We start from the raw sequence: 25174 nt of genomic DNA, 5'->3' as shown, positions 1-25174 counted from the left end.
GATGTATTCGATAGAATCGCAGTATAAACAAGTGCACTCTATTAGAAAAATTAATCGTTTTAATTATATTAATTAGGTTTTACTAATGACACTAACTCAAATCCACGCCCTGCTTGCCGTACTGGAGTACGGCGGATTTACCGAGGCCAGCAAACGGCTATACATGACGCAATCCGCCGTCAGCCAGGCCATCTCCGCGCTTGAGGAGGAGCTCGGCGTTGACATATTGATTCGTGAGCGTCGTAAAGAGATTGAGCTTACCGCCGCCGGTAGCCGCATCGTCAGGCACTTACGCGCGATCCAGCGCGACGTCAACGCGGTAAAAGAGATTGCCGAACAAGAAAAAAAGAACCCGGCCCGTACGCTACGGATTGGCTGTTTTCCCAGCGCCTGCGCCTGCATTTTACCCGGCGTCATTCGCTATTTTGAAAGCCATCATCCAAATGTAAAAATTATCCCCTATGAAGAGAACAGTACGGCTATTATTGATTCGCTGCAGGACGGAAGTATTGATGCCGGTTTCGTTCCTTTTCCGGTCAACGGTATGTATTGCGTCCCCATTTACCGGGATAAATTCACCGTAGTGGTGCCTGAAAATCATCCCCTGGCGGCCAATAGTACGGTAACGGTCGAAGAACTGATGGACGAACCACTTATTGTCAGTAAAGGTCGTTATGAATTAAGCATTATGGCGTTGTTTAAAGAAAAGGGTATTGAGCCGATATTTAAATATGAATTTAACCATCCCGATACTGCGCTGAATTTTATTCGCCAGGGATTAGGTATCGCCTTATTGCCAGAATTAACCTTAAAAGCCACGACAGGAAAATTATGCTCCGTGGCGCTGGAACCCACCTTTTATCGACAAATTTCCCTGTTAGCAAAAGAACCGCCGGTAGAAGGAAGTCCGTTATTTTTATTACAAAAATGTATGGAAACACTGACCGATGAGGGGTTGCTATAAAACAACCCCGCCTGATGGCATTGCGTTTACCAGACTTACGCTGGCAAACGTTGCGCCAGGCCGGATGAGGCGTTTATGCCCTCATCCGGCGCGTCACTTCGACTATGGCAAACCTTTAGTCATTTTTTTGCAGGAACATAACCGCCTTATCCGGGAAGTCAGTGAACAGCCCGTCGACGCCCGCCTTGTTATACAGGATGTCGTACAACTGATTGACGTCTGTGGCATAGTCCGGCAATTGATCGGCACGCACAGTGTAAGGATGCACTACCATCTTATTCTGATGCGCGTCTTGCACCATTCCAGTCAGCTTGATATTCCCTTTCGTTGAGCCTTCCGCAACCAGCATATGGTAATCCGGACCAATACCGTCCGCATATTCCGCCACCTGCTTCATAGCGCCCGGCTTAAACATCCAGTCGTAGTTGTAATTTACCCAACGACCGTCCGGCTGTTTCTGCTGTGTTTCATTCCAGTCGGTATACGCAATAAGTTGAACCAGATTGAGATCCATCCCCATTTTGGGTTCCAGTTCATTCTTAATACGTTTCAGCTCAGCGACATCAAAACACTGCAAATAGACATTGTCCTGCTTGCCGGTGTAACCATACTTCTTCAGCACTTCCAGCGTTTTCGCGGCAATATCTTTCCCTTCCTGATGATGGAACCACGGCGCTTTAATTTCCGGATAAATACCGATATTTTTACCGGTAGAGTGATTTAATCCCTGAACGAATTCAATTTCCTCTTCAAAGGTATGAATGCGGAAATCAGATTTTCCCATCGGGAAACGGCCCGGATAAGTTTGTACTTTTTTGCCGTTTTCAATATCAAACCCTTCGGTAAACTTCAGGGATTTAATTTCATCCAGCGTAAAATCGATAGCGTAATAGCGCCCATCTTTACGCGCCCGGTCCGGAAAACGGTCAGCGACGTCAGTCACCCGGTCAAGGTAGTGGTCATGGAGGACGACCAGATGGTCGTCCTTTGTCATCACTAAATCCTGTTCCAGATAATCTGCCCCTTGCGCATACGCCATCGCTTTCGCCGGTAGCGTATGCTCCGGCAGATAACCGCTGGCACCACGGTGGGCGATAACGACTTTTTCAGCCGCCACGGCGCCGCTTCCGATGGTCATTCCTGCCAACATTAACGCCACGCTAAGGTTTTTCAGTGTGGTTTTCATGTTATTAGCCTCCGTTGCGTTTTAACTGCAGCTCATCATGATGGCGTTTTTCACCAATCATCACGACCACCAGCAGGATTACCGCCAGAATGCTGCCGCCAATCATCACCATAAAGCCGCCATCCCAACCGAAGAAGTCAACGGTATAACCCACAATGGCGCTTGCAGCGACAGAACCGCCCAGGTAACCAAACAGACCGGTAAAGCCCGCCGCCGTACCCGCCGCTTTTTTCGGCGCCAGTTCCAGCGCGTGCAGACCGATCAACATTACCGGGCCGTAGATCAGGAAGCCGATGATAATCATACAAGCCATATCAACGTTCGGGTTCCCTGCCGGGTTCATCCAGTAAACGATGGTCGCGATAGTCACCAGGGTCATAAAGAACACGCCGGTCGCACCGCGGTTGCCGCGGAAGACTTTATCCGACATCCAGCCACACAGCAGCGTGCCCGGAATACCCGCGTATTCATACAGGAAGTAGGCCCAGGAGGATTTATCCAGTGCGAAATGCTTCACTTCTTTCAGGTAGGTCGGCGACCAGTCGAGGATGCCGTAGCGCAGCAGATAAACAAACACGTTGGCGATAGCGATATACCATAGTAATTTGTTCGGCAGTACGTACTGCATGAAGATCTGCTTCGCAGTCAGCTCTTCTTCCGCTTTTTCGTTGTAGTCGTCCGGATAGTCGTTTTTATACTCTTCGATAGGCGGCAGACCGCAGGATTGCGGCGTATCGCGCATCATTGCGAAAGCGAACAGCGCCACCACAATCGCGCCAAAGGCTGGCATATAGAGCGCCGCTTTCCAGTCGTTAAACCACGCCATCCCCAGCAGGAACAGCAGTGGCGGGATCCCGCCGCCGACGTTATGCGCACAGTTCCAGACCGACACAATGCCGCCGCGCTCTTTCTGCGACCACCAGTGAACCATCGTACGTCCGCACGGCGGCCACCCCATCCCCTGGAACCAGCCGCAAAGGAACAACAGCACAAACATCACGGCGATGCTGGATGTCGCCCACGGCACAAAGCCCATAAACAACATGACTGCTGCGGCCAGAATCAACCCTGCCGGCAGAAAAACGCGCGGATTCGAGCGATCGGACACCGAACCCATTATAAATTTCGAAAAACCATAAGCGATGGAAATCCCGGACAACGCAAAGCCCAGATCGCCGCGTGAAAAACCCTGTTCTACCAGGTAGGGCATCGCGAGGGCAAAGTTCTTGCGCACCAGATAATACGCGGCATAGCCAAAGAATATCCCCAGGAAAATCTGCCAGCGTAATCGGCGATAGGTCGGATCAATCTCCGCCGCTGGCAAGCGCGCTTTATGCGGCGCTGGTTTAAAAATACTCAACATATTGTAGCCTCCGTGGCCCATATTTTATTTAGAGGTAAACACCGCAGTTCGTTCAAACAACCCCGCTGCTCCCAGTGTGGCCGCGATGTTAAGTAAAGATACGTCACGTTAATGTGAATTACAGCACATATTGTTACAGATTTATGACTAATGTTCAGAAAGGCGCACGAAATCACGTTTCATTTTCGAATAGTGAGCGATTATGCGCGAAATCAAACATTCCATATGATTTGTATGGCTAAATGATAAAAAACGAACTGTGAGGAAAAACAATGAAAACTCGCGACTCGCAAGCAAGTGACGTGATTATCATTGGCGGTGGAGCAACAGGCGCAGGGATCGCCCGCGACTGCGCGCTGCGCGGTTTACGTGTCATTCTGGTGGAACGGCATGATATAGCGACCGGCGCGACCGGGCGTAACCACGGACTGCTGCACAGCGGCGCTCGTTATGCGGTTACCGACGCGGAATCCGCGCGCGAGTGCATTAGTGAAAACCAGATTTTAAAACGGATCGCCCGCCATTGCGTCGAACCGACGGATGGTCTGTTTATTACGTTGCCGGAAGATGATCTTGCGTTTCAGGCCACCTTTATTCGCGCCTGTGAAGCGGCGGGCATTCGCGCTGAAGCCATCGATCCGCAGCAGGCTCGCATCATCGAACCTTCCGTTAACCCTGCGCTCATCGGTGCGGTAAAAGTGCCGGATGGCACCGTGGACCCTTTCCGCCTTACCGCCGCCAATATGCTGGATGCCAGAGAACATGGCGCAATCGTGTTAACGGCGCATGAAGTGACCGGGCTCATTCGTGAAGGCGCAACGGTCTGCGGCGTCCATGTGCGCAACCATCTCACTGGCGAAACCCAGACGCTTCACGCGCCGGTGGTGGTCAATGCGGCTGGTATCTGGGGGCAACGGATCGCCGAATACGCCGACCTGAGTATTCGCATGTTCCCGGCGAAAGGCTCGCTGTTGATCATGGACCATCGGATCAACCAGCATGTCATTAACCGCTGCCGGAAACCATCGGATGCCGACATTCTGGTACCTGGCGATACGATTTCATTGATCGGCACTACCTCTACCCATATTGATTACAATGAGATAGACAGCAACCGCGTCACCGCAGATGAAGTCGATATCCTGCTGCGTGAAGGGGAAAAACTGGCCCCTGTCATGGCGAAAACGCGTATTCTGCGCGCGTATTCCGGCGTCCGCCCGCTGGTGGCCAGCGATGACGATCCCAGCGGTCGGAACGTCAGCCGCGGTATTGTGTTGTTCGACCACGCCGAACGCGACGGGCTTGATGGCTTCATTACCATTACCGGCGGGAAGCTAATGACTTACCGCCTGATGGCGGAATGGGCGACCGACGCCGTGTGCCGCAAGTTGGGCAATACTCGCCCCTGCATCACGGCGGATACGCCGTTGCCTGGCTCAAAAGAGTCCACGGAACATACGCTGAAACGCATTATCTCGCTTCCCGCGCCGCTACGCGGATCGGCGGTTTATCGGCATGGCGATCGCACGCCGGGGTGGCTGAGTGAAGGCCGCCAACACCGTAGCCTGGTCTGTGAATGCGAGGCCGTCACGGCGGGGGAAGTGCAGTATGCCGTCGAAAACTTAACCGTGAATAGCCTGCTGGATCTGCGCCGTCGCACCCGCGTAGGGATGGGCACTTGCCAGGGCGAACTGTGCGCCTGCCGCGCGGCCGGGCTATTGCAGCGTTTTAATGTGACGACCGCGGCGCAATCTATTACGCAACTCTCTGAATTTCTGAATGAGCGCTGGAAAGGCGTACAACCTGTCGCCTGGGGAGACGCGCTGCGCGAAAGCGAATTCACGCGCTGGGTTTATCAGGGATTATGCGGTCTGGAGAAGGAGCACCAGGATGAAATTTGATACGGTTATTATGGGCGGCGGTCTCGCCGGTTTGCTATGCGGACTGCAACTCCAGCAGCATGGATTACGCTGCGCCATCGTCACCCGCGGACAAAGCGCGCTGCATTTTTCCTCCGGCTCGCTGGATCTACTCAGCGCCCTGCCCGACGGCCAACCGGTGACCGACATTACCGCCGGGCTTGATGCGCTGTGCCGCCAGGCGCCTGAACATCCTTATTCGCGTTTAGGCGCGCAAAAAGTCCTTACGCTGGCGCAACAGGCGCAAACGCTACTTAACGCCAGCGGCGCGCAGTTATACGGTGACGTACAGCAGGCGCACCAGCGTGTCACGCCGCTTGGCACATTGCGTTCAACCTGGCTTAGCTCGCCGGAAGTACCGGTCTGGCCGTTATCCGCACAGCGAATTTGCGTCGTCGGCGTTAGCGGATTACTGGATTTCCAGGCGCACCTTGCGGCAGCGTCGCTGCGCCAACGCGACCTCAACGTGGAAACCGCAGAAATCGACCTTCCGGAACTGGACGTACTGCGTGATAACCCGACGGAATTTCGCGCGGTCAATATTGCGCGTCTGCTTGATAACGAAGAAAAATGGCCGCTGCTGTACGACGCGCTGTCGCCAATAGCGACAAACTGCGACATGATCATCATGCCCGCCTGTTTCGGGCTGGCGAACGATACGCTGTGGCGCTGGCTTAACGAACGTCTGCCCTGCGCGCTCACGCTGCTGCCAACGCTGCCGCCATCGGTGCTCGGTATTCGTCTGCACAATCAGCTCCAGCGCCAGTTTGTCCGTCAGGGCGGCATCTGGATGCCGGGCGATGAAGTGAAGAAAGTCACCTGCCGTCGCGGTACCGTGAGCGAAATATGGACCCGCAACCATGCCGATATCCCACTGCGCCCGCGTTTTGCCGTACTTGCCAGCGGTAGCTTCTTTAGTAGCGGTCTGGTTGCCGAGCGCGAAGGGATCCGCGAACCTATTTTAGGGCTCGACGTACAGCAAACGGCCACCCGCGCCGAATGGTATCAACAACATTTCTTTGACCCACAGCCCTGGCAGCAGTTTGGCGTCGTGACGGATGACGCCTTCCGCCCCTCCCTTGCGGGCAACACGGTAGAAAATCTGTATGCAATAGGTTCTGTGCTGGCGGGATTCGATCCTATAGCTGAGGGATGCGGCGGCGGTGTCTGCGCAGTCAGCGCCCTCCAGGCCGCGCACCATATCGCTGAGCGTGCAGGAGAACAGCAATGAGCGACACACGTTTTGAAAGTTGTATTAAATGTACGGTGTGCACCACCGCATGCCCGGTCAGCCGCGTTAATCCTGGCTACCCTGGCCCTAAACAGGCCGGACCGGATGGCGAGCGCCTGCGTCTGAAAGACGGCGCACTGTATGATGAGGCGCTGAAATATTGCATTAACTGCAAACGGTGTGAGGTCGCTTGTCCGTCGGACGTGAAGATTGGCGATATCATCCAGCGCGCCCGCGCAAAATACGATACGACGCGCCCGTCATTGCGTAATTTTATTCTCAGCCATACCGATCTGATGGGCAGCGTTTCAACGCCGTTCGCGCCGGTGGTCAATACCGCCACCGCATTAAAGCCAGTGCGCCAGTTGCTTGATTACGCGCTCAAAATCGATCATCGCCGCACCTTACCAAAATACTCTTTCGGCACCTTCCGCCGCTGGTATCGTAGCGTGGCGGCGCAGCAGGCTAAATACAAAGATCAGGTCGCCTTTTTCCATGGCTGTTTTGTGAATTACAACCATCCGCAGCTCGGAAAAGATCTGATTAAGGTGCTGAACGCAATGGGTACTGGCGTACAGTTACTGAGTAAAGAGAAGTGTTGCGGCGTACCGCTGATCGCTAACGGTTTTACGGATAAAGCTCGCAAACAGGCTATCAGCAATGTGGAGTCGCTACGCGAGGCGATTGCCGTCAAAGGTATTCCGGTCATCGCCACGTCATCCACCTGTACGTTTGCGTTGCGCGATGAATATCCTGAAGTGCTGGACGTGGACAACGCCGGGCTGCGCGAACATATCGAGCTGGCCACCCGCTGGCTATGGCGCAAACTGGATGCCGGGAAAACGCTGCCGCTTAATCCTTTACCGCTGAAAGTGGTCTACCATACGCCGTGTCATATGGAAAAAATGGGCTGGACGCTTTACACGCTTGAACTGTTGCGGCAAATTCCGGGGCTTGAATTGACGGTACTTGATTCACAGTGCTGCGGCATTGCCGGTACGTATGGATTTAAAAAGGAAAACTATCCGACATCACAGTCCATCGGCGCGCCACTGTTCCGCCAGATTGAAGAGAGCGGCGCCGACATTGTCGTCACCGATTGTGAAACCTGTAAGTGGCAAATTGAGATGTCTACAAGCAAACGCTGCGAACACCCCATTACGCTACTGGCCCAGGCGCTCGGCTAAGTAAAAAGCGCCGGAGCCCCTCCGGCGCTATTACCCTACTCACCAGGGACGATTTTCCATCAGACATATACCCTTCATACTTCAAGTTGCTTATGTGTTGGCTACGGATTATTTTGGGTATAAACGCGGATGTCTCTTTGCAATAACCTGCCCTATTTGGTTAACCATGACCGCTAACCCACGGTGGCATGACAGATAACGACGTTACTGTTTATAGAGCAATATCTCTTGTATCGCCGCGTTACCAGCCTCCTTTAAAGAGGGGGATAACTGAATATCTCCAATAATAATTGAGTGTTATGTGAATAATAATAAAATCAGGTCTATGCCTGATTTAATATATCTCCCACTAACAATAATATTTTTACAAATAATTATACATGACATCATATTCGTTACTTTCACCTACCAGGAAACAGAGCAAAATGAATATATGTGTAAATTCACTTTACCGATTGAGCACACCGCAATTTCACAGTTTATATTCAGAAGATGTGAGCGATGAGGCGCTTGCGTTGTTGATTGGCGAAGTAGAGAACGGTAATCAGAATTGTATTGATCTGTTATGCAATCTTGCGTTACGCAACGATGACCTGGGACATAAAGTTGAGAAATTACTTTTTGATCTCTTTAGCGGAAAAAGATCGGGATCACCAGATATAGACAAAAAAATCAATCAGGCTTGCCTTGTATTACATCAAATCGCCAATAACGATATAACAAAAAATAATACTGAGTGGAAAAAGCTACATGCCCCTTCCAGATTACTTTATATGGCCGGTTCAGCGACAACCGACCTTTCTAAAAAAATAGGAATAGCACATAAAATTATGGGCGACCAGTTCGCTCAGACAGATCAAGAACAGGTAGGAGTTGAAAATCTTTGGTGTGGTGCGCGAATGTTGTCGTCAGATGAGCTGGCAGCTGCAACGCAAGGTCTGGTTCAAGAATCACCTCTTCTCTCGGTAAACTATCCTATTGGGCTGATTCATCCTACCACCAAAGAAAATATATTAAGCACTCAGCTACTTGAAAAGATTGCTCAATCAGGATTATCTCACAATGAAGTCTTCCTGGTAAATACAGGAGATCACTGGCTTCTCTGTTTATTTTATAAACTTGCAGAAAAAATAAAATGCCTTATATTTAATACTTATTATGATTTAAATGAAAATACTAAGCAAGAGATTATAGAAGCAGCAAAAATTGCAGGTATATCAGAAAACGAAAATATTGATTTTATTGAAACTAATTTACAAAATAATGTACCCAACGGCTGTGGTCTATTTTGTTACCATGCAATTCAACTCTTATCGAATGCAGGACAAAACGATCCTGCTACCACACTACGAGAGTTTGCGGAAAATTTCTTAACGCTTTCAGTAGAGGAACAAACACTATTTAACACCCAAACCCGGCGACAAATATATGAATACAGTCTCCAGTAATGGCGAGTACTTATCCTGAAATGATGCTCTGCCAAGAATTTATAAGTATATAAGGATGGGAAGGCCAGGCCTTCCCACTAAAAGTTCTATGCCGTCAATGATTCAACCACGTCTATCCAGCCATGCTCGCTGGTAATGTCCTCGCCATTAAGCCAACGGCGCAGCATATTTAGCGCCATCACCGCACAAACCTCCTGACGTATTGCCAGACTATACCGATAGGCGCTAAAACGCATGCGTAAGGCATACGTGCCATCCGGCATTTTTCTCAATAACTACGTTTTGCCGTGCTTACTGACTGAACAGATTTAAACATCGCCAACCTGCTGTCCAGCGCCTCGGTGTAGAGCATCGTATCTACCCCGACCGCGACAAAATTCGCGCCCCACGCCAGACATTTCTGCGCCATTGCCGGATCGACCGCCAAAAAACCCGCCGCTTTTCCGGCAGCGCGAATACGATAAATACACGATTCAATGATTCGCTGCACTTCCGGGTGTCCGGCATTATCGGGGTAACCCAATGAAGCAGAGAGATCTGCCGGACCGATAAAGACGCCATCAATGCCTTCAACCTCCAGAATCGCGTCAAGGTTTTCCAGCGCCACTTTGCTTTCAACCTGCACCAACAGGCAGAGCGACTCATTGGCCTGTGCCATATAGTTGTCGATTCTCCCCCAGCGCGCCGCACGCGCCACGCTCGCGCCAACGCCTCGTTGCCCCAACGGCGGGTATCGGGTAGCGGAAACGACCTGGCGCGCCTGTTCTGCGGTGTCAACCATCGGGATCAGTAGCGTTTGCGCCCCGATGTCCAGTACCTGTTTAATGAGCGCTTTACTTCCCTCGATCGGGCGAATCACCGGCTGGCTGGCGTATGGGGCGATGGCCTGTAACTGATGATACAAGTCCTGCACCGTATTAGGCGCGTGCTCGCCATCTATTAACAACCAGTCATAACCCGACGTCGCCGCAATCTCCGCCATATAAGAGGTGGTTGAACTGAGCCACAAACCAATTTGCGTATCCCCTTTACGTAATCCTTCTTTAAAAGGATTTGATAACAATGCGTTCATAGCGATCCTTACAACGTAGATAAGATTAATGATGCGCAGCGCCGGATTGCGCCACCGGACGATTAACGCTCAGCGTGAAGATAATTAATGAGCCAATGATGGCGACTCCGGCCAGCGTCAGCAGGCCCGCCGCATCGCTGGCAAACAACGTTTCCGCTTTTACGCGCAGAATTGGGGCAATAAAACCGCCCACAGCGCCAAACAGATTAACGAAACCAATTCCTGCCGCCAGAGCCGTACCGGAAAGTAGCTGCGTCGGCATGGTCCAGAATACGGGCTGAACGGCAATAAATCCTACTGCTGCAACACAGAGCGCCAGAATAGCGAGCACCGGAGAAACCAGACCTGACAGGCCAATGCCAATACCCGCAGCCAGTAACGTCACTGCCGCAACGTTACGGCGATCGCCGGTACGGTCGGAGTAGCGAGGAATAAGCCATGTGCCAAGCAAAGCCGCCACCCAGGGAACCGCTGTTACCACCGAAGCGGTAAAGCCCACTTTAGTGCCCAATAGCGCGGCAACCTAGGTCGGCAGGAAAAAGATGAGTCCGTATACCGCCACCTGAATCGTCAGATAAATAATAGCCAGTTGCCAGACGCGTCCATTACGCAGCGCATCCGCAAGCCTTGACGTGACCTTTTTCTCTTCTTCGCTCGCCAGTTGCCTGATAAGCGCGTTCTTTTCTTCCAGGCTAAGAAAACGCGCCTGCTGCGGAGTGTCATCAAGCCAGAAAAAGGTGAATATCCCTGCGCCAATCGCCAGTAGGCCTTCGATAACGAACATCCAGAACCATCCCGGGTGCCCCATAAAACCATGCATCTCCAGCAGAGCGCCGGAGAGCGGCGAACCCAACGTTAACGCCAGCGGCGCGCCCATATAAAATAGCCCCATAATGCTGGCACGGTTACGCTGCGGGAACCATTGTGAAGTTAGATAGATCATGCCGGGGAAAAATCCAGCCTCCGCCGCGCCCAATAGCGTGCGGATTATCAGGAATTTTGCTTCACTATCCGCCCAGGCCATCGCAGCAGAGAGAAAGCCCCACAGCAGGGTAGTCGTGCCGATCCAGGTTCTTGCGCCAAATTTGCGCATCAGCAGGTTAGCCGGTACGCCAAGGAAAGCGTAAACCACAAAGAAAATACCGGCCCCTAGCGCGTAGGCTTCATTACTTAGCCCGGTATCTATCTGATAGGTCTCTTTGGCAAAACCAATATTTGAACGATCCAGAAACGCCAGTACATACAGTGCCAACATAAAAGGAATTAAACGTGCGCGGTTTTTCTTCACTACGCCGTCAAGTAAAGTGATGCTCATAGCAATATCCTCAACAGGATGAGGGCGTTGCCGTACAAAGGCAACGCACGAGTTATTAGTGGCTATAAGGGCGTTTCAAGTGACAGTCACGGTTAAGCTCGACGCCGAAGCCCGGCTTATCCAGCACTGATTTATGGATGCGTCCATTCACCGGCACCGGCTCATCCAGGAGAATCGGGTCAAATTGCGGACGCAGGGTGGAACAGTCCGGGCTGGTCATCAGGAACTCGCTGAAAGGGGTATTAGTGAAAGTAATAACTGCATGGTGCGAATAGACAGACGAACCGTGCGGCACCACCAGTTGCCCGCGCGATTTGGCAAGCGCGGCGATCTCAACCAGCGTGGTTAATCCGCCGCACCAACCAACATCCGGCTGCATAATATCAATGCCGGTTTCTGCCAGAGTGCGGAAGGATTGCAGCGTACCATGGTGTTCGCCGCTGGTAACCATCATCCCTGCAGGCGCGTTGCGTTTTAATTCGCGATAGCCTTCATACTGCTGCGGCGGCAGACACTCTTCAATCCATTTGAGATTAAATGGCGCACAGGCGTGAGCCAGTTTAGTCGCATAGTTCACATCCTGACTCATCCAGCAGTCGAGCATCAGCCAGAAATCCGGCCCGCACTTTTCACGCATATCCGCCACCATCGCGGCATCTTTACGGATCCCCGCATCACCATCGTGCGGCCCCCAGTGAGTCGGCATTTTACCGCCGATAAAGCCCATTTCTTTAGCCAGATCCGGGCGTGCGCCGGTGGCGTAAAACTGAATTTCATCGCGCACCGCTCCGCCCAGCAATTTATAAACCGGCAGCCCAACCACCTTGCCAAACAGATCCCACAGCGCCAGATCCACACAGGAAATCGTGTTCATCACCAGACCGCCGGAACCGGAGTAGTACATGGTCGCGCCGAGCATCTGATCGTGAATAAGTTTGATATCGCTTACGCATTTGCCTTCAATAAACCGGTTAAGATGTTTTTCTACGATAAAACAGCCCATCTCCCCTGCTGTCGAAACGGCGAACCCCGTCTGCCCATTTTCCGCCTCTACTTCGACAATCAGCGTCCCTAACACGTTGATTCCAAAAGACTGACGAGACTGCTCATAGTCGCGATATTTGCTCATGGGAGTGGCGATATGGTCATCAATCCAGTGATTTCCTCCCTGGTCGTGATAATCCCCGCCGCCAGCCCCTTTCTCTGCGGTAGCGCCCCCAATAAACCAGGCTCGAACGTGTTTAATTTTAGGAAGAGTCATAATATTCTCCATTTTAAGATGCGAGTGAGTCGAAGGGACTTTTCCATCCCAACAGGCGTGAAATATCTTTGGCACAGGCAATAGCTTTACCGGCCAAATAATCAAGATTCTCTTCGTTGATTTGCAGGCGCGTGCCGACCACTGAAATTGCCGCGGTCAGTTCGTTTCTGGCATTAAATACCGGTGCGGCAACGCAGCGGACATCCGGATAATCCTCCCCGTTATCAAAGCTCCATCCACGCTGGCGAATGCGTTCCAGCTCATCATTCAATTGTTGCGGCTCGGTGATGGTGGTCAGCGTGGCTCGCTCCCATACCAGTTGTTCAATAATGGCTTTGCGTACGGCGGCCGGCTGCCATGCCAGCAGGCATTTGCCGATGCCGGAACGATAAAGAGAGAGGCTTTTCCCCTCATGCGAGCGCACGCTGATAGTGGATGAGGATTCCACTTTCAGTATGTAATACGCATTTTCGTGGTCGATGATCCCCAAGTGACACAGCAGCCCGGTTTCATCCATCAGTTGTGTTAGACGAGGACGCGCCAGCTCCCGCAGATCCATCTTGCTGAGCGCATGACCCGACAATTCAACGAGCTTAGTCCACAGGCAGTAGTTATCCTGATGATCGAGGCTAATAAATCGCTGACGTTTTAATTCATTCAACAGCAGGTACGCGGTGCTTTTTGGAATACGCAGCGTTTCAATAATGATTGCCGCGCTGCATGGGCCAATACGCGCGATCAAATTGAGGATGTCGATTGCGCGAGTAAGAGCCGGGACTTTACTTGATTCCAACATATTGGACTCCAGTCTGAGACACTGGAATCAGTGTGAAAGGTCAGTAGGGAAAAAATTGTGAAGCGCGTCAAAGCTTATCCGCCTTCCAACGGAGTGGAAGGGTTAACCATATAAATGTGAATTAACGCACGTATTACTTTGTATTCAGTACAATTGGCTGGACAAAAAAGCAGATGATATTGCCGGATAATGGCATAGCGGCCTTATCCGGCTCACGATGTCGTTCCCATCGCAGATAAGAGAAAGGGATTATGATGTCAATGATTCAACCACGTCTATCCAGCCATGCTCGCTGGTAATGTCCTCGCCATTAAGCCAGCGGCGCAGCATATTTAGCGCCATCATCGCGCAGACCTCCTGACGTATTGCCAGGCTATACCGATTGGCGCTAAAACGCACGCGTAAGGCATACGTGCCATCCGGCGTCGCCAGCGCGAAATTAAGATGTTCGTTTTCCAGCCCCGACACGGCCAGCGCCAGACCGGCATAATGATTGCTGCGCCGTTCTGTCGTCCAGTGCGCCGTTTGCGCCAGCGTCTCTTCCTGAGAAGGAACGACTTCGCTGGCAAGAACAGGCGCCCCGGCGCGGGAAAGCTGTAGCGCCAGTAAGCCGCTGGTGTATTGCTCGCTCAACGTCAGACTCAACTGCCTTTCCTGCAGGCGGCGGGCTATTTGCGCCGGCAGGTTTTCCGTACCTTCAAAAATCAGGTTCTGCCCGGCAACCCGTTTGACCTCTGGCCATAACGCCAGCATCGCCTCCCGTTGCGTAGCCGGGCCGGTCAATTTCAGTTCAATGATCGGCATTGATGAGCGATACCCCATCGTCACCCCGGGCGGCAACGGCAGTGAATCGAGACGCTGCGCGAGGTCGCTTTCTGAACGTCCAAAAGTCGTTAACCGCAGGCAAAGCGGCGGCTCCGGCAGCGAAAAACGCGCGCGTAACCGCGGTAAGATTTCCTTCTCCACCATAACCTTAAATTCCGACGGTACGCCGGGGGTGAAAAACATCAGGCAGCGGTTGAGCTGGAGCGCAAATCCACAGGCAGTGCCGACCGGATTATTAATAAACTCCGCGCTGGCAGGCAGTTCCGCCTGTTTACGGTTGCTCGGCGCCATCACGCGGCCACGCTGCTGAAAGTAGCGTTCCATTTCGGTCAGCCACGCCTGGTGCAGTACTAATCCTTCGCCTTTTGCCGTTGCCGCGGCGAGCGCGCTTAAATCATCGCTGGTCGGCCCTAACCCGCCATTAACAATCAAAACATCAGCATGTTGACTGCGTTCACGCAAGATAGCGACCAGACTGTCCAGATTATCGCCTACCGTATTTCGCCGTGATAACGGAACGCCCTGATGAAAGAAAAAATCAGCCAGCCAGGCGGCATTGGTGTCAACGATTTGTCCGTGCAACACCTCATCCCCGGTGGATAGCATTTCCACATTTAGCATTGTGTTCTCCTGCTCTTATGATGAAAACACTATAACGCAAAGAGGAATAGGACGTGGAAAGAAGAATGACGGGAAAAGGAGGAATATGGCGCGACGATTGCCGCGCCGTTAGCATCAAAAGCTGGCGTTTACGCCAACATAAGGGCCGTCAGCAATCGCATTATCGCGGTTGCCGTCTTTACCCGCCAGGTTCAGGTAACGATAACCGGCTTCAATGCTCAGCGGGCGCATAATGGTGAAACGCGCGCCTGCATTCGCTTCTTCATAACTGTCGATACCGCTGGACAGCGAATCTGGTGAATAATAATACTCGCCGAACAGACGGAAGCTGTTGCCGATTTTCCATTGTAGCCCACCGCCGACAGCCGCCGCATAGCCTTCATCGCTGTCTTTCGGATTGGTATAAATACCTTTACCGCCTACCGTCGCCAGCAGCGGTCCCACCGGAATGTTCAGCCCCAGACCCACGCCCGCAGCATCGCCATCATCATCGTTGTGCATCCAGTTGCCGCTTAGCGCCAGTCCCGTCGATTCCGTACCAAAACCCACGCCAATGTTGGTGTAATCTTCGCCCGCCTGGCCGCTAATACTGATGGCCTGCGCCGATGCAGAAACGAACAGCATTCCGGCAAAACCTAATAATATGCTTTTTTTCATTTTTACCCTTTCCAGCAAGCACATAAAGAAAAACTCCCCAAAACGGCAGAATTGTACTGCCAGACGCTGAGGAATCAATGCACTAAGAAACCATTCCAAAAACATATTGTAACGAAATACTACTTTCGCCATGCCGCATCATTGCGCCATCACATGGTGACGCCTGCATCAACAGGATTAACAAAAAACGCAGTCTGCGTTATCGCTTCCATTTTTCACAAAGAATTTCGCAGAATGATTTGTTAAGCTGATGACCTGGTGGTTTAAGGAAGCGACTTATGCGTCAACGAACTATAGTTTGCCCATTAATTCAAAATGATGGCTGTTATCTGCTGTGCAAAATGGCCGACAACCGCGGCGTCTTTCCCGGTCAGTGGGCGCTGTCGGGCGGCGGGGTCGAGCCAGGCGAACGCATTGAAGAGGCGCTGCGTCGGGAGATTCGGGAAGAACTCGGCGAACAACTGATTCTGAGCGATATTACGCCGTGGACCTTCCGCGACGATATCCGCGTTAAAACCTACGCTGATGGCAGACAAGAAGAGATTTATATGATTTATCTCATCTTCGACTGTGTTTCCGCTAATCGCGATATATGTATTAACGACGAATTTCAGGACTACGCCTGGGTCAAGCCAGAAGAACTGGCGCTGTATGATTTGAATGTAGCGACACGCCACACATTAGCATTGAAAGGGTTATTATAATGACGACAGCCGCTTCAGGCTGTCTTTACGCTTTTAACATGCGGCTAGCCGGGAACAAATTCACCATCTAAAAAGAGTTTTCCGTTTTCCGCATGCATAACGAGCGCATTAAGATAGTCCGGATCAAACTTTACGCCGCGCTTATTTTTTGCAATATACGTCAAACAATGATTATGGGTAAAAATGACTATATTTTTATTCTGCGACTTTTTCAGTAACGTATTGATTGAAGCATAAATACCGCTGCCGCAATCCATCATTTTTTTATCCACCGTAAGCGACCTGCCCGCAGAAAACCAGGTTGCCGACTGGATGGTGCGCACCGTATTACTGGAATAGAGATTGTAATTTTGTATATCGGCACTGAAGGCTTTACCCAGCGCTCTGGCATCTTGCGCACCCTTGACCGTAATCCCCGTGCTGTCTGACAGGCAGGTATTATCGGAACGATCGCACCGCTCGGCATGGCGGAATAACACGACTACCGGATGCTGCTTCGCCAGCGCCGCCAGCGCTTTACCGTTAATCTGCGGTAGACCGTTACCACTCCAGGCATGTTGTGAGGTCAACCCGGCGATAATAACCAACGCCCCCGCCAGAATCGCGAAATAGCGTTTGTTTTTAATAAAGCGTAGGGTAAATGCCAGCACATTAACCTCTCAGGCAGACAGTGCAGCTAACTTAATAGCAATACAATTAAAATGAAATTCCGCGACGGAAGACCAGGCCAGAAACATAAAAACAGCTTTTGGGCATGCATAAAATGCCTTAAACTTTCGGCGAAAGCAAAGCATAATTCCGTTAAAAATTATCTTTTTACTTCACCTTAATTTCTTAATGTTAATTTAATCTTCATCCAGTAGGGTTCAGCTAAATGCGTTAAAAAATAAGCCCTTTTCTATTGCCGAAATATTTGAAAAGCGGCTTTCAATGGCTGAAGGAAAAATGATGTCGGACTTTTTGCCTTTCTCCCGTCCGGCGATGGGCGCGGAAGAGCTCGCTGCCGTTAAGACCGTACTGGACTCAGGTTGGATAACAACCGGCCCGAAAAATCAGGAACTGGAAGCGGCGTTTTGTCGGCTAACTGGCAATCAATATGCCGTTGCCGTCAGTTCAGCCACTGCCGGTATGCACATCGCGTTGATGGCGCTGGGCATTGGTGAAGGCGACGAGGTCATTACACCGTCAATGACGTGGGTTTCTACGCTAAATATGATCGTTTTACTCGGCGCGACCCCCGTCATGGTCGATGTCGATCGCGATACGCTGATGGTCACGCCTGAACATATCGAAGCCGCGATTACGCCACAAACCAAAGCAATTATCCCCGTCCACTACGCTGGCGCGCCCGCCGATCTGGACGCTATTTACGCTCTTGGCGAGCGTTATGGCATCCCGGTGATTGAAGACGCGGCGCACGCGACAGGAACCAGCTACAAAGGTCGCCACATTGGCGCCCGGGGCACCGCGATTTTCTCCTTCCACGCCATTAAGAACATCACCTGCGCTGAAGGCGGTATCGTCGTCACGGATAACCCGCAATTCGCCGATAAACTGCGCAGTCTCAAGTTTCACGGGCTTGGCGTTGATGCCTGGGATCGACAGAGCGGAGGACGCGCGCCACAAGCGGAAGTCCTGGCGCCGGGCTACAAATATAATTTGCCCGACCTCAACGCCGCTATCGCGCTTGCTCAGTTACAGAAACTGGATGCGCTTAACGCTCGCCGCGCCGCCATCGCAGCGCAGTACCACCAGGCAATGGCAGACCTGCCTTTTCAGCCTCTGAGCCTTCCGTCGTGGGAACATATTCACGCCTGGCATTTATTCATTATCCGGGTCGATGAAGCCCGTTGCGGTATTACCCGGGATGCTCTGATGGCATCGCTGAAAACGAAAGGCATCGGCACAGGGCTGCATTTCCGCGCCGCGCATACGCAAAAATATTATCGCGAACGTTTCCCAACGCTCACGCTGCCTGACACCGAGTGGAACAGCGAGCGGATCTGCTCACTGCCGCTCTTCCCGGACATGACCGAGAGTGACTTTGATCGGGTCATTACCGCCCTTCATCAGATAGCAGGACAATAAGCATGTTTGACGCCGCCCCCATAAAAAAAGTCTCGGTGGTTATTCCTGTCTATAACGAACAGGAAAGCCTGCCGGAATTGATAAGACGCACCACCGCCGCCTGCGAGAGTCTGGGCAAAGCGTGGGAGATTTTATTGATAGATGATGGTAGCAGCGATAGCTCGGCGGAGCTGATGGTTAAGGCGTCCCAGGAAGCCGATAGCCATATCATCTCTATTTTACTCAACCGTAACTACGGTCAACATGCAGCGATCATGGCGGGGTTTAGCCATGTAAGCGGCGATCTCATCATTACGCTGGATGCCGATCTGCAAAACCCGCCGGAAGAGATCCCGCGCCTGGTGGCGAAAGCCGATGAAGGGTTCGATGTGGTAGGCACCGTGCGCCAGAACCGACAGGACAGCCTGTTTCGCAAATCGGCGTCAAAAATCATTAATCTACTGATCCAGCGCACAACGGGCAAAGCGATGGGCGATTACGGCTGCATGTTACGTGCCTATCGCCGCCCTATTATCGATACTATGTTGCGCTGCCATGAACGCAGCACCTTTATCCCTATTCTGGCCAACATTTTCGCTCGTCGGGCTACCGAGATCCCGGTGCATCACGCTGAACGTGAATTTGGCGACTCTAAATACAGTTTTATGCGTCTCATTAACCTGATGTATGACCTGGTGACCTGCCTGACGACGACGCCGCTGCGCCTGTTGAGTCTGCTGGGCAGCGTTATCGCCATCGGCGGGTTTAGCCTGTCGGTATTGCTTATTGTACTTCGCCTGGCGCTGGGGCCGCAGTGGGCGGCGGAAGGCGTATTTATGCTCTTTGCCGTTCTGTTTACCTTCATCGGCGCGCAATTCATCGGTATGGGACTGCTGGGCGAATACATCGGTCGCATTTATAACGATGTCCGCGCCCGCCCCCGCTATTTTGTTCAACAAGTTATCTACCCGGAAAGCACGCCGTTTACTGAGGAAAGCCACCAATGAAAGCCGTTATTTTTGCCTATCACGATATGGGATGTCAGGGGGTGCAGGCCGTACTGGATGCCGGGTATGAGATTGCCGCGATTTTCACTCATGCCGACAATCCTGCGGAAAACACCTTTTTTGGCTCCGTCTCCCGGCTGGCGGCAGAATTAGGGATTCCGGTTTATGCACCGGATAACGTAAACCATCCTATCTGGGTCGACCGCATCGCTGAGCTTGCGCCGGATATTATTTTTTCGTTCTATTACCGCAACCTGTTAAGCGAAGAAATTCTGCACCTCGCCCCGGCTGGCGCGTTCAATCTGCACGGTTCTCTATTGCCTGCCTATCGTGGCCGTGCGCCGCTAAACTGGGTTCTGGTTAACGGCGAAAGCGAAACGGGCGTAACGCTGCATCGTATGGTTAAACGTGCCGACGCCGGAGAGATTGTCGCCAGTCAACGCGTTGCTATTGCGCAGGACGATGTTGCGCTTACCCTGCATCATAAGCTATGTCAGGCCGCGCGCCAGTTGCTTAATAGCATCCTGCCCACCATGAAATGCGGCGATATACCTTCTGTTCCCCAGCGTGAGTCTGACGCTACATATTATGGTCGCCGCAGGCCGGAAGATGGCCTTATCGACTGGCACAAACCGGTTTCCACGGTGCATAACCTGGTGCGGGCGGTAGCCGCCCCCTGGCCCGGCGCGTTCAGCTATAACGGCTCGCAAAAATTCACTATCTGGTCTTCCCGAATTTGTCCGGATGCGCAGGGCGCGCTTCCCGGCTCGGTAATTTCGGTCTCTCCGCTGCGGGTCGCCTGCGCTGATGGCGCGCTGGAGATTATTACCGGCCAGGCCGGAGACGGCATTACTGTACAGGGCTCGCAGCTTGCACAGACGCTTGGTCTGGTGGCGGGCGCGCGTTTGAACCGTCCACCAGCGACCAGCGGTAAACGTCGCATTCGCGTTCTCATCCTCGGCGTCAACGGTTTTATCGGCAATCATTTGACCGAACGGTTACTGAATGAAGAGAATTACGAGGTCTACGGTATGGATATCGGCAGCAACGCCATTAGCCGATTCCTGCTCCACCCTCGATTTCATTTCGTGGAGGGAGATATCAGCATCCACTCAGAATGGATCGAATATCATGTCAAAAAATGCGATGTCGTACTGCCGCTGGTAGCAATTGCAACCCCGATTGAATACACCCGCAACCCGCTGCGCGTCTTTGAACTTGATTTTGAAGAAAACCTGCGGATTATCCGTTATTGCGTGAAATACCGTAAACGCGTGGTTTTCCCGTCTACCTCTGAAGTGTACGGCATGTGTACGGACGCCTCTTTTGACGAGGACAAATCGAATCTGATCGTCGGGCCGGTGAATAAGCCACGCTGGATTTACTCCGTTTCCAAACAGCTTCTCGACCGGGTGATTTGGGCTTATGGCGAAAAAGAGGGATTGCGCTTCACGCTTTTCCGTCCCTTTAACTGGATGGGGCCGCGGCTGGATAGCCTGAACGCGGCGCGTATCGGCAGTTCACGCGCGATAACGCAGTTGATTCTGAACCTGGTAGAAGGGACGCCGATAAAGCTTATCGACGGCGGTCAGCAGAAACGCTGTTTCACCGATATTCGCGATGGGATCGAAGCATTATTCCGCATTATTGTGAATGATGGCGATCGGTGCGATGGCAAAATCATTAATATCGGCAACCCTGACAACGAAGCCAGTATTCAGGAACTGGCGACGCTGTTGCTCGACAGTTTTGATAAGCATCCGCTGCGCTGCCATTTCCCACCGTTTGCCGGTTTCCAGGTCGTCGAAAGCCGTAGTTATTACGGCAAGGGTTATCAGGATGTCGCACACCGGAAACCCAGTATCGACAATGCCAGGCGCTGTCTGGGCTGGGAACCGTCTATTGCGATGCGTGATACGGTTGAAGAAACGCTGGACTTCTTCCTGCGCAGCGTAGATGTCGCGGAACGCGCATCATGACGAAAGTCGGTTTACGCATTGATGTTGATACCTTGCGAGGAACGCGTGAAGGTGTTCCCCGGCTGCTGGCGACATTGCATCGCCACGGCGTTCAGGCCAGCTTTTTCTTCAGCGTCGGGCCGGACAATATGGGACGTCATCTTTGGCGTCTGATAAGACCGCGATTTTTATGGAAAATGCTACGTTCAAACGCCGCTTCGCTCTACGGCTGGGATATCCTGCTGGCCGGTACCGCCTGGCCGGGAAAAAATATCGGCAACGCCAATGCCGGGATTATTCGTGAAACGGCAACATACCATGAGACGGGACTACATGCCTGGGATCACCATGCGTGGCAGACTCACAGCGGCCACTGGAGTATCCGCCAGCTTGAAGAAGATATCGCGCGCGGCATAACGGCGCTTGAGGCCATTATCGGAAAACCCGTCACCTGCTCAGCCGCGGCCGGCTGGCGAGCGGATGGGCGCGTTGTTCGTGCGAAAGAGCCGTTCAACCTGCGGTATAACAGCGATTGCCGTGGAACCACCTTATTCCGTCCGCTACTGATGCCGGGCCAGACCGGGACGCCACAAATCCCGGTCACCTTACCCACGTGGGATGAGGTTATCGGCCCCGCCGTTCAGGCGCAGTCGTTCAATACCTGGATTATCTCCCGTATGTTGCAGGACAAAGGCACGCCGGTATATACCATCCATGCGGAAGTCGAAGGTATTGTCCATCAGCCGCTGTTTGAAGATTTGCTCGTTCGTGCACGTGACGCGGGGATCACCTTTTGTCCTCTGGGCGAACTGCTGCCGACATCGCCTGAGTCTCTGCCGTTGGGGCAAATTGTACGTGGGCACATCCCTGGCCGTGAAGGTTGGCTGGGGTGCCAACAGGCAGCGAGCGCCTCATGATGAAATCGATACGCTATTATCTGGCTTTCGCCGCATTTATCGCGCTCTACTATGTTATTCCTGTCAATAGCCGCCTGCTCTGGCAGCCGGATGAAACGCGCTATGCCGAAATAAGTCGGGAGATGCTGGCGTCTGGCGACTGGATCGTGCCGCATTTTCTGGGATTACGTTATTTTGAAAAACCGATAGCCGGTTACTGGATAAACAGTCTGGGTCAGTGGCTTTTTGGCGCTACCAATTTTGGCGTGCGGGCTGGCGCTATTTTAACGACATTGCTGGCCGCAGCGCTGGTGGCGTGGCTGACGTTCCGCTTATGGCGGGATAAACGTACCGCGTTGCTCGCCTCCGTTATCTTTCTCTCCCTCTTTGCCGTTTACAGTATCGGGACGTATGCGGTACTCGACCCGATGATCGCGCTTTGGCTTACGGCCGGGATGTGTTGTTTCTGGCAGGGGATGCAGGCCACGACCCGAACGGGCAAGATTGGGATGTTTTTGCTACTGGGCGCAACCTGCGGTCTGGGTGTATTAACTAAAGGGTTCCTCGCCCTGGCCGTACCGGTGGTGAGCGTGCTGCCGTGGGTTATTGTTCAGAAACGCTGGAAGGACTTTTTGCTATACGGCTGGCTGGCGGTCTTGAGCTGCTTTGTGGTTGTCCTTCCCTGGGCGATCGCCATTGCGCGACGCGAAGCCGATTTCTGGCATTACTTTTTCTGGGTGGAGCATATCCAGCGATTCGCCATGAGCGATGCCCAGCATAAAGCCCCTTTCTGGTACTATCTGCCGGTACTGCTCGCGGGAAGTTTACCGTGGCTGGGGTTACTGCCTGGCGCGCTTAAACTGGGCTGGCGCGAGCGAAACGGCGCATTCTATTTGCTCGGATGGACGATCATGCCGCTTCTCTTTTTCAGCATTGCGAAAGGGAAACTGCCCACCTATGTTCTTTCCTGTTTCGCACCGATAGCGATACTCATGGCGCGCTTCGTCCTGCATAACGTAAAAGAAGGCGTCGCCGCGCTACGTGTCAACGGCGGGATCAACCTGGTGTTCGGGATAATCGGGATCGTCGCGGCGTTTGTCGTCTCCTCATGGGGCCCGCTGAAATCGCCGGTGTGGACGCATATCGAAACCTATAAAGTGTTTTGCGTCTGGGGCGTCTTTACTGTTTGGGCGTTTGTGGGCTGGTATAGCCTCTGTCATAGCCAACAATACCTATTACCCGCGTTTTGTCCGCTGGGACTGGCGCTGCTGTTCGGCTTTTCCATCCCCGACAGGGTGATGGAGTCCAAACAGCCACAGTTTTTTGTCGAAATGACCCAGGCGCCTTTGGCATCAAGCCGCTATATTCTTGCCGACAACGTCGGCGTCGCCGCCGGTCTGGCCTGGAGTCTGAAACGAGACGATATTATGCTCTACGGACACGCGGGCGAACTCAGGTATGGTCTTAGCTATCCTGATGTGCAGGATAAATTCGTTAAAGCCGACGATTTTAACGCCTGGCTCAACCAGCATCGTCAGGAGGGCATTATTACGCTAGTACTTTCAATAGCCAAAGACGAAGACATCAGCGCTCTTTCCCTTCCCCCTGCGGACAATGTTGATTATCAGGGGCGTCTGGTGTTAATTCAGTATCGGCCTAAATGATCGGCGTCATTCTGGTGCTTGCCAGTCTGCTCAGCGTTGGCGGTCAGCTCTGCCAGAAGCAAGCGACACGGCCATTGACGGTGGGCGGACGCCGCCGTCACTTGATGCTGTGGCTGGGCCTGGCGCTGATATGCATGGGTGCAGCGATGGTGCTGTGGCTGCTGGTGCTACAAACCCTGCCGGTGGGAATTGCTTACCCGATGTTGAGTCTGAATTTTGTCTGGGTCACGCTGGCGGCCTGGAAAATCTGGCATGAACAGGTTCCGCCCCGCCACTGGTTTGGCGTCGCATTAATTATCAGCGGCATTATCATTCTGGGGAGTGCGGCATAATGGGCGTAATGTGGGGACTGATAAGCGTTGCGATTGCCTCCCTCGCCCAGTTGAGTTTAGGATTCGCCATGATGCGACTGCCATCGATAGCGCATCCACTGGCGTTTATTTCCGGGCTGGGCGCTCTTAATGCCGCGACCCTGGCGCTATTCGCCGGTTTGGCGGGGTATCTGGTTTCCGTCTTCTGCTGGCATAAAACATTACACACGCTCGCGCTCAGCAAAGCCTATGCGCTGCTGAGTCTCAGCTATGTGCTTGTCTGGGTAGCCTCAATGTTGTTACCCGGTTTGCAAGGCGCTTTCAGCCTAAAAGCGATGCTCGGCGTATTGTGCATTATGGCGGGGGTAATGCTGATTTTTCTGCCCGCCAGATCATGATGGCTTGCGCGTCAACCGCTGCCATTCGTCGCAGGAATAACAGCGTGCATCAACGATTTTTAAGGTCTGGTGTTTTTCCCGATTAATACAATACTGCGCATCCTGTAAAGGCGACAGGATATCGCCGGGACTCAGTAATATCATGGAATTCGCCTCGGCGATCATTTTTAGCGAACCGCCGCTATCGCACAGCACCAGAACATGGCACGCCCTCTTTTTGACATAATGCGATTTCTTAACCAACCATTCCATAGCGCCCCCGTTTCACGCTGATTGTTCATAACACGTTACACATCAACGGATAAACAAAACGGCAATAGCGAT

23 protein-coding genes and 1 pseudogene are annotated in these 25174 nt (G+C 52.5%); 13 read left to right on the top strand and 11 right to left on the bottom strand.

Annotated features, from left to right (window positions below):
- Positions 1 to 85: 85 nt before the first annotated feature.
- On the top strand, positions 86 to 964 hold the full coding sequence (locus tag J1G48_RS07260) for a LysR substrate-binding domain-containing protein (RefSeq protein WP_000176719.1): 879 nt from the start codon (positions 86 to 88) through the stop codon (positions 962 to 964).
- Between the two features lie 115 nt (positions 965 to 1079).
- On the opposite strand, the gene glpQ is transcribed toward J1G48_RS07260, so the two are convergent.
- Together glpQ and glpT are read right to left on the bottom strand one after the other, a co-directional pair.
- Positions 1080 to 2150 (bottom strand): glycerophosphodiester phosphodiesterase, encoded by a 1071-nt coding sequence (gene glpQ / locus J1G48_RS07255; protein ID WP_000858952.1) that lies wholly within the window; start codon positions 2148 to 2150, stop codon positions 1080 to 1082.
- A gap of 4 nt (positions 2151 to 2154) precedes the next feature.
- Positions 2155 to 3513 carry a glycerol-3-phosphate transporter gene (glpT, locus tag J1G48_RS07250; RefSeq protein WP_000948739.1) on the bottom strand — a complete coding sequence of 453 codons (1359 nt, stop codon included), beginning with the start codon at positions 3511 to 3513 and terminating at the stop codon, positions 2155 to 2157.
- 272 nt (positions 3514 to 3785) lie between these two features.
- On the opposite strand from glpT, the gene glpA reads away from it, so the two are divergent.
- The 4 genes from glpA (at position 3786) to sseL (ending at position 9298) form a co-directional block, all read left to right on the top strand.
- Positions 3786 to 5414 carry an anaerobic glycerol-3-phosphate dehydrogenase subunit A gene (gene glpA, locus J1G48_RS07245; RefSeq protein ID WP_000857205.1) on the top strand — a complete coding sequence of 543 codons (1629 nt, stop codon included), beginning with the start codon at positions 3786 to 3788 and terminating at the stop codon, positions 5412 to 5414.
- Positions 5404 to 6663, top strand: coding sequence for a glycerol-3-phosphate dehydrogenase subunit GlpB (glpB, locus tag J1G48_RS07240; RefSeq protein WP_000667146.1), 1260 nt, complete (start codon positions 5404 to 5406; stop codon positions 6661 to 6663). Before glpA ends, glpB begins: the two co-directional genes overlap by 11 nt.
- Positions 6660 to 7850 carry an anaerobic glycerol-3-phosphate dehydrogenase subunit GlpC gene (gene glpC / locus J1G48_RS07235; protein WP_001285726.1) on the top strand — a complete coding sequence of 397 codons (1191 nt, stop codon included), beginning with the start codon at positions 6660 to 6662 and terminating at the stop codon, positions 7848 to 7850. The genes glpB and glpC overlap by 4 nt, the downstream gene beginning before the upstream one ends.
- A gap of 425 nt (positions 7851 to 8275) precedes the next feature.
- Entirely contained in the window at positions 8276 to 9298 is a 1023-nt protein-coding gene (gene sseL, locus J1G48_RS07230) for an SPI-2 type III secretion system effector deubiquitinase SseL (protein ID WP_001017735.1), read from the top strand.
- An 86-nt stretch (positions 9299 to 9384) separates the two neighbouring features.
- Here sseL and J1G48_RS07225 read toward each other — a convergent pair whose 3' ends face one another.
- From J1G48_RS07225 to J1G48_RS07195, 7 genes and pseudogenes are all read right to left on the bottom strand, one after another.
- A complete protein-coding gene (locus J1G48_RS07225; protein ID WP_001112763.1) occupies positions 9385 to 9561 on the bottom strand; it encodes a hypothetical protein in 177 nt (58 codons plus the stop codon).
- Between the two features lie 5 nt (positions 9562 to 9566).
- On the bottom strand, positions 9567 to 10370 hold the full coding sequence (gene yfaU, locus J1G48_RS07220; RefSeq protein ID WP_000992943.1) for a 2-keto-3-deoxy-L-rhamnonate aldolase: 804 nt from the start codon (positions 10368 to 10370) through the stop codon (positions 9567 to 9569).
- 25 nt (positions 10371 to 10395) lie between these two features.
- Positions 10396 to 11685, bottom strand: a pseudogene (locus J1G48_RS07215) (MFS transporter).
- Between the two features lie 55 nt (positions 11686 to 11740).
- A complete protein-coding gene (gene rhmD, locus J1G48_RS07210; RefSeq protein ID WP_001530644.1) occupies positions 11741 to 12946 on the bottom strand; it encodes an L-rhamnonate dehydratase in 1206 nt (401 codons plus the stop codon).
- Between the two features lie 13 nt (positions 12947 to 12959).
- A complete protein-coding gene (locus J1G48_RS07205) occupies positions 12960 to 13742 on the bottom strand; it encodes an IclR family transcriptional regulator (RefSeq protein WP_000894170.1) in 783 nt (260 codons plus the stop codon).
- A gap of 249 nt (positions 13743 to 13991) precedes the next feature.
- Complete coding sequence (locus J1G48_RS07200; RefSeq protein WP_000935685.1) at positions 13992 to 15188, bottom strand: nicotinamide mononucleotide deamidase-related protein YfaY; 1197 nt, start codon at positions 15186 to 15188, stop codon at positions 13992 to 13994.
- Positions 15189 to 15302: 114 nt separating this feature from the next.
- Positions 15303 to 15845, bottom strand: a complete 543-nt coding sequence (locus tag J1G48_RS07195; protein ID WP_001670658.1) for a YfaZ family protein — start codon at positions 15843 to 15845, stop codon at positions 15303 to 15305.
- A gap of 278 nt (positions 15846 to 16123) precedes the next feature.
- Between J1G48_RS07195 and nudI the strand changes: the two genes are divergently transcribed.
- Positions 16124 to 16549, top strand: a complete 426-nt coding sequence (gene nudI / locus J1G48_RS07190) for a nucleoside triphosphatase NudI (RefSeq protein WP_001249902.1) — start codon at positions 16124 to 16126, stop codon at positions 16547 to 16549.
- 44 nt (positions 16550 to 16593) lie between these two features.
- Here the strand turns inward: nudI and pmrG are convergent, their stop codons facing one another.
- Positions 16594 to 17199: a lipopolysaccharide core heptose(II)-phosphate phosphatase PmrG gene (gene pmrG, locus J1G48_RS07185; protein ID WP_000879248.1), complete on the bottom strand. Its 606-nt coding sequence runs from the start codon at positions 17197 to 17199 to the stop codon at positions 16594 to 16596.
- Between the two features lie 298 nt (positions 17200 to 17497).
- Here pmrG and arnB point away from each other — a divergent pair, with 298 nt between their 5' ends.
- Genes arnB through arnF form a run of 7 tightly spaced genes read left to right on the top strand, consistent with a single transcriptional unit; the run spans position 17498 to position 24850 of the window.
- Complete coding sequence (arnB, locus tag J1G48_RS07180) at positions 17498 to 18637, top strand: UDP-4-amino-4-deoxy-L-arabinose aminotransferase (RefSeq protein ID WP_001279291.1); 1140 nt, start codon at positions 17498 to 17500, stop codon at positions 18635 to 18637.
- A 2-nt stretch (positions 18638 to 18639) separates the two neighbouring features.
- On the top strand, positions 18640 to 19623 hold the full coding sequence (gene arnC / locus J1G48_RS07175) for an undecaprenyl-phosphate 4-deoxy-4-formamido-L-arabinose transferase (protein ID WP_000458887.1): 984 nt from the start codon (positions 18640 to 18642) through the stop codon (positions 19621 to 19623).
- Positions 19620 to 21602 (top strand): bifunctional UDP-4-amino-4-deoxy-L-arabinose formyltransferase/UDP-glucuronic acid oxidase ArnA, encoded by a 1983-nt coding sequence (arnA, locus tag J1G48_RS07170; protein WP_000648764.1) that lies wholly within the window; start codon positions 19620 to 19622, stop codon positions 21600 to 21602. The genes arnC and arnA overlap by 4 nt, the downstream gene beginning before the upstream one ends.
- Positions 21599 to 22498 carry a 4-deoxy-4-formamido-L-arabinose-phosphoundecaprenol deformylase gene (gene arnD, locus J1G48_RS07165; protein WP_000169766.1) on the top strand — a complete coding sequence of 300 codons (900 nt, stop codon included), beginning with the start codon at positions 21599 to 21601 and terminating at the stop codon, positions 22496 to 22498. Before arnA ends, arnD begins: the two co-directional genes overlap by 4 nt.
- On the top strand, positions 22495 to 24141 hold the full coding sequence (gene arnT / locus J1G48_RS07160; RefSeq protein WP_000978052.1) for a lipid IV(A) 4-amino-4-deoxy-L-arabinosyltransferase: 1647 nt from the start codon (positions 22495 to 22497) through the stop codon (positions 24139 to 24141). The genes arnD and arnT overlap by 4 nt, the downstream gene beginning before the upstream one ends.
- Positions 24138 to 24473, top strand: coding sequence for a 4-amino-4-deoxy-L-arabinose-phosphoundecaprenol flippase subunit ArnE (arnE, locus tag J1G48_RS07155; protein WP_000580579.1), 336 nt, complete (start codon positions 24138 to 24140; stop codon positions 24471 to 24473). Before arnT ends, arnE begins: the two co-directional genes overlap by 4 nt.
- Positions 24473 to 24850, top strand: a complete 378-nt coding sequence (gene arnF, locus J1G48_RS07150; protein WP_000538696.1) for a 4-amino-4-deoxy-L-arabinose-phosphoundecaprenol flippase subunit ArnF — start codon at positions 24473 to 24475, stop codon at positions 24848 to 24850. Before arnE ends, arnF begins: the two co-directional genes overlap by 1 nt.
- Here the strand turns inward: arnF and pmrD are convergent.
- A complete protein-coding gene (gene pmrD, locus J1G48_RS07145; RefSeq protein WP_000455132.1) occupies positions 24845 to 25102 on the bottom strand; it encodes a signal transduction protein PmrD in 258 nt (85 codons plus the stop codon). The two genes, arnF and pmrD, sit on opposite strands and share 6 nt — an antisense overlap.
- Positions 25103 to 25174 lie beyond the last annotated feature (72 nt).

Source organism: Salmonella sp. SAL-020 (genome assembly GCF_017372215.1).
GTDB classification, from domain to species: Bacteria; Pseudomonadota; Gammaproteobacteria; order Enterobacterales; family Enterobacteriaceae; genus Salmonella; species Salmonella enterica.
This window is presented reverse-complemented; position numbering and strand designations above follow the sequence as displayed.

Coding starts and splice junctions, on each gene's coding strand:
- J1G48_RS07260 (WP_000176719.1), top strand. CDS start 86: ATGACACTAACTCAAATCCACGCCCTGCTTGCCGTACTGGAGTACGGC.
- glpQ (WP_000858952.1), bottom strand. CDS start 2,150: ATGAAAACCACACTGAAAAACCTTAGCGTGGCGTTAATGTTGGCAGGA.
- glpT (WP_000948739.1), bottom strand. CDS start 3,513: ATGTTGAGTATTTTTAAACCAGCGCCGCATAAAGCGCGCTTGCCAGCG.
- glpA (WP_000857205.1), top strand. CDS start 3,786: ATGAAAACTCGCGACTCGCAAGCAAGTGACGTGATTATCATTGGCGGT.
- glpB (WP_000667146.1), top strand. CDS start 5,404: ATGAAATTTGATACGGTTATTATGGGCGGCGGTCTCGCCGGTTTGCTA.
- glpC (WP_001285726.1), top strand. CDS start 6,660: ATGAGCGACACACGTTTTGAAAGTTGTATTAAATGTACGGTGTGCACC.
- sseL (WP_001017735.1), top strand. CDS start 8,276: ATGAATATATGTGTAAATTCACTTTACCGATTGAGCACACCGCAATTT.
- J1G48_RS07225 (WP_001112763.1), bottom strand. CDS start 9,561: ATGCCGGATGGCACGTATGCCTTACGCATGCGTTTTAGCGCCTATCGG.
- yfaU (WP_000992943.1), bottom strand. CDS start 10,370: ATGAACGCATTGTTATCAAATCCTTTTAAAGAAGGATTACGTAAAGGG.
- rhmD (WP_001530644.1), bottom strand. CDS start 12,946: ATGACTCTTCCTAAAATTAAACACGTTCGAGCCTGGTTTATTGGGGGC.
- J1G48_RS07205 (WP_000894170.1), bottom strand. CDS start 13,742: ATGTTGGAATCAAGTAAAGTCCCGGCTCTTACTCGCGCAATCGACATC.
- J1G48_RS07200 (WP_000935685.1), bottom strand. CDS start 15,188: ATGCTAAATGTGGAAATGCTATCCACCGGGGATGAGGTGTTGCACGGA.
- J1G48_RS07195 (WP_001670658.1), bottom strand. CDS start 15,845: ATGAAAAAAAGCATATTATTAGGTTTTGCCGGAATGCTGTTCGTTTCT.
- nudI (WP_001249902.1), top strand. CDS start 16,124: ATGCGTCAACGAACTATAGTTTGCCCATTAATTCAAAATGATGGCTGT.
- arnB (WP_001279291.1), top strand. CDS start 17,498: ATGTCGGACTTTTTGCCTTTCTCCCGTCCGGCGATGGGCGCGGAAGAG.
- arnC (WP_000458887.1), top strand. CDS start 18,640: ATGTTTGACGCCGCCCCCATAAAAAAAGTCTCGGTGGTTATTCCTGTC.
- arnA (WP_000648764.1), top strand. CDS start 19,620: ATGAAAGCCGTTATTTTTGCCTATCACGATATGGGATGTCAGGGGGTG.
- arnD (WP_000169766.1), top strand. CDS start 21,599: ATGACGAAAGTCGGTTTACGCATTGATGTTGATACCTTGCGAGGAACG.
- arnT (WP_000978052.1), top strand. CDS start 22,495: ATGATGAAATCGATACGCTATTATCTGGCTTTCGCCGCATTTATCGCG.
- arnE (WP_000580579.1), top strand. CDS start 24,138: ATGATCGGCGTCATTCTGGTGCTTGCCAGTCTGCTCAGCGTTGGCGGT.
- arnF (WP_000538696.1), top strand. CDS start 24,473: ATGGGCGTAATGTGGGGACTGATAAGCGTTGCGATTGCCTCCCTCGCC.
- pmrD (WP_000455132.1), bottom strand. CDS start 25,102: ATGGAATGGTTGGTTAAGAAATCGCATTATGTCAAAAAGAGGGCGTGC.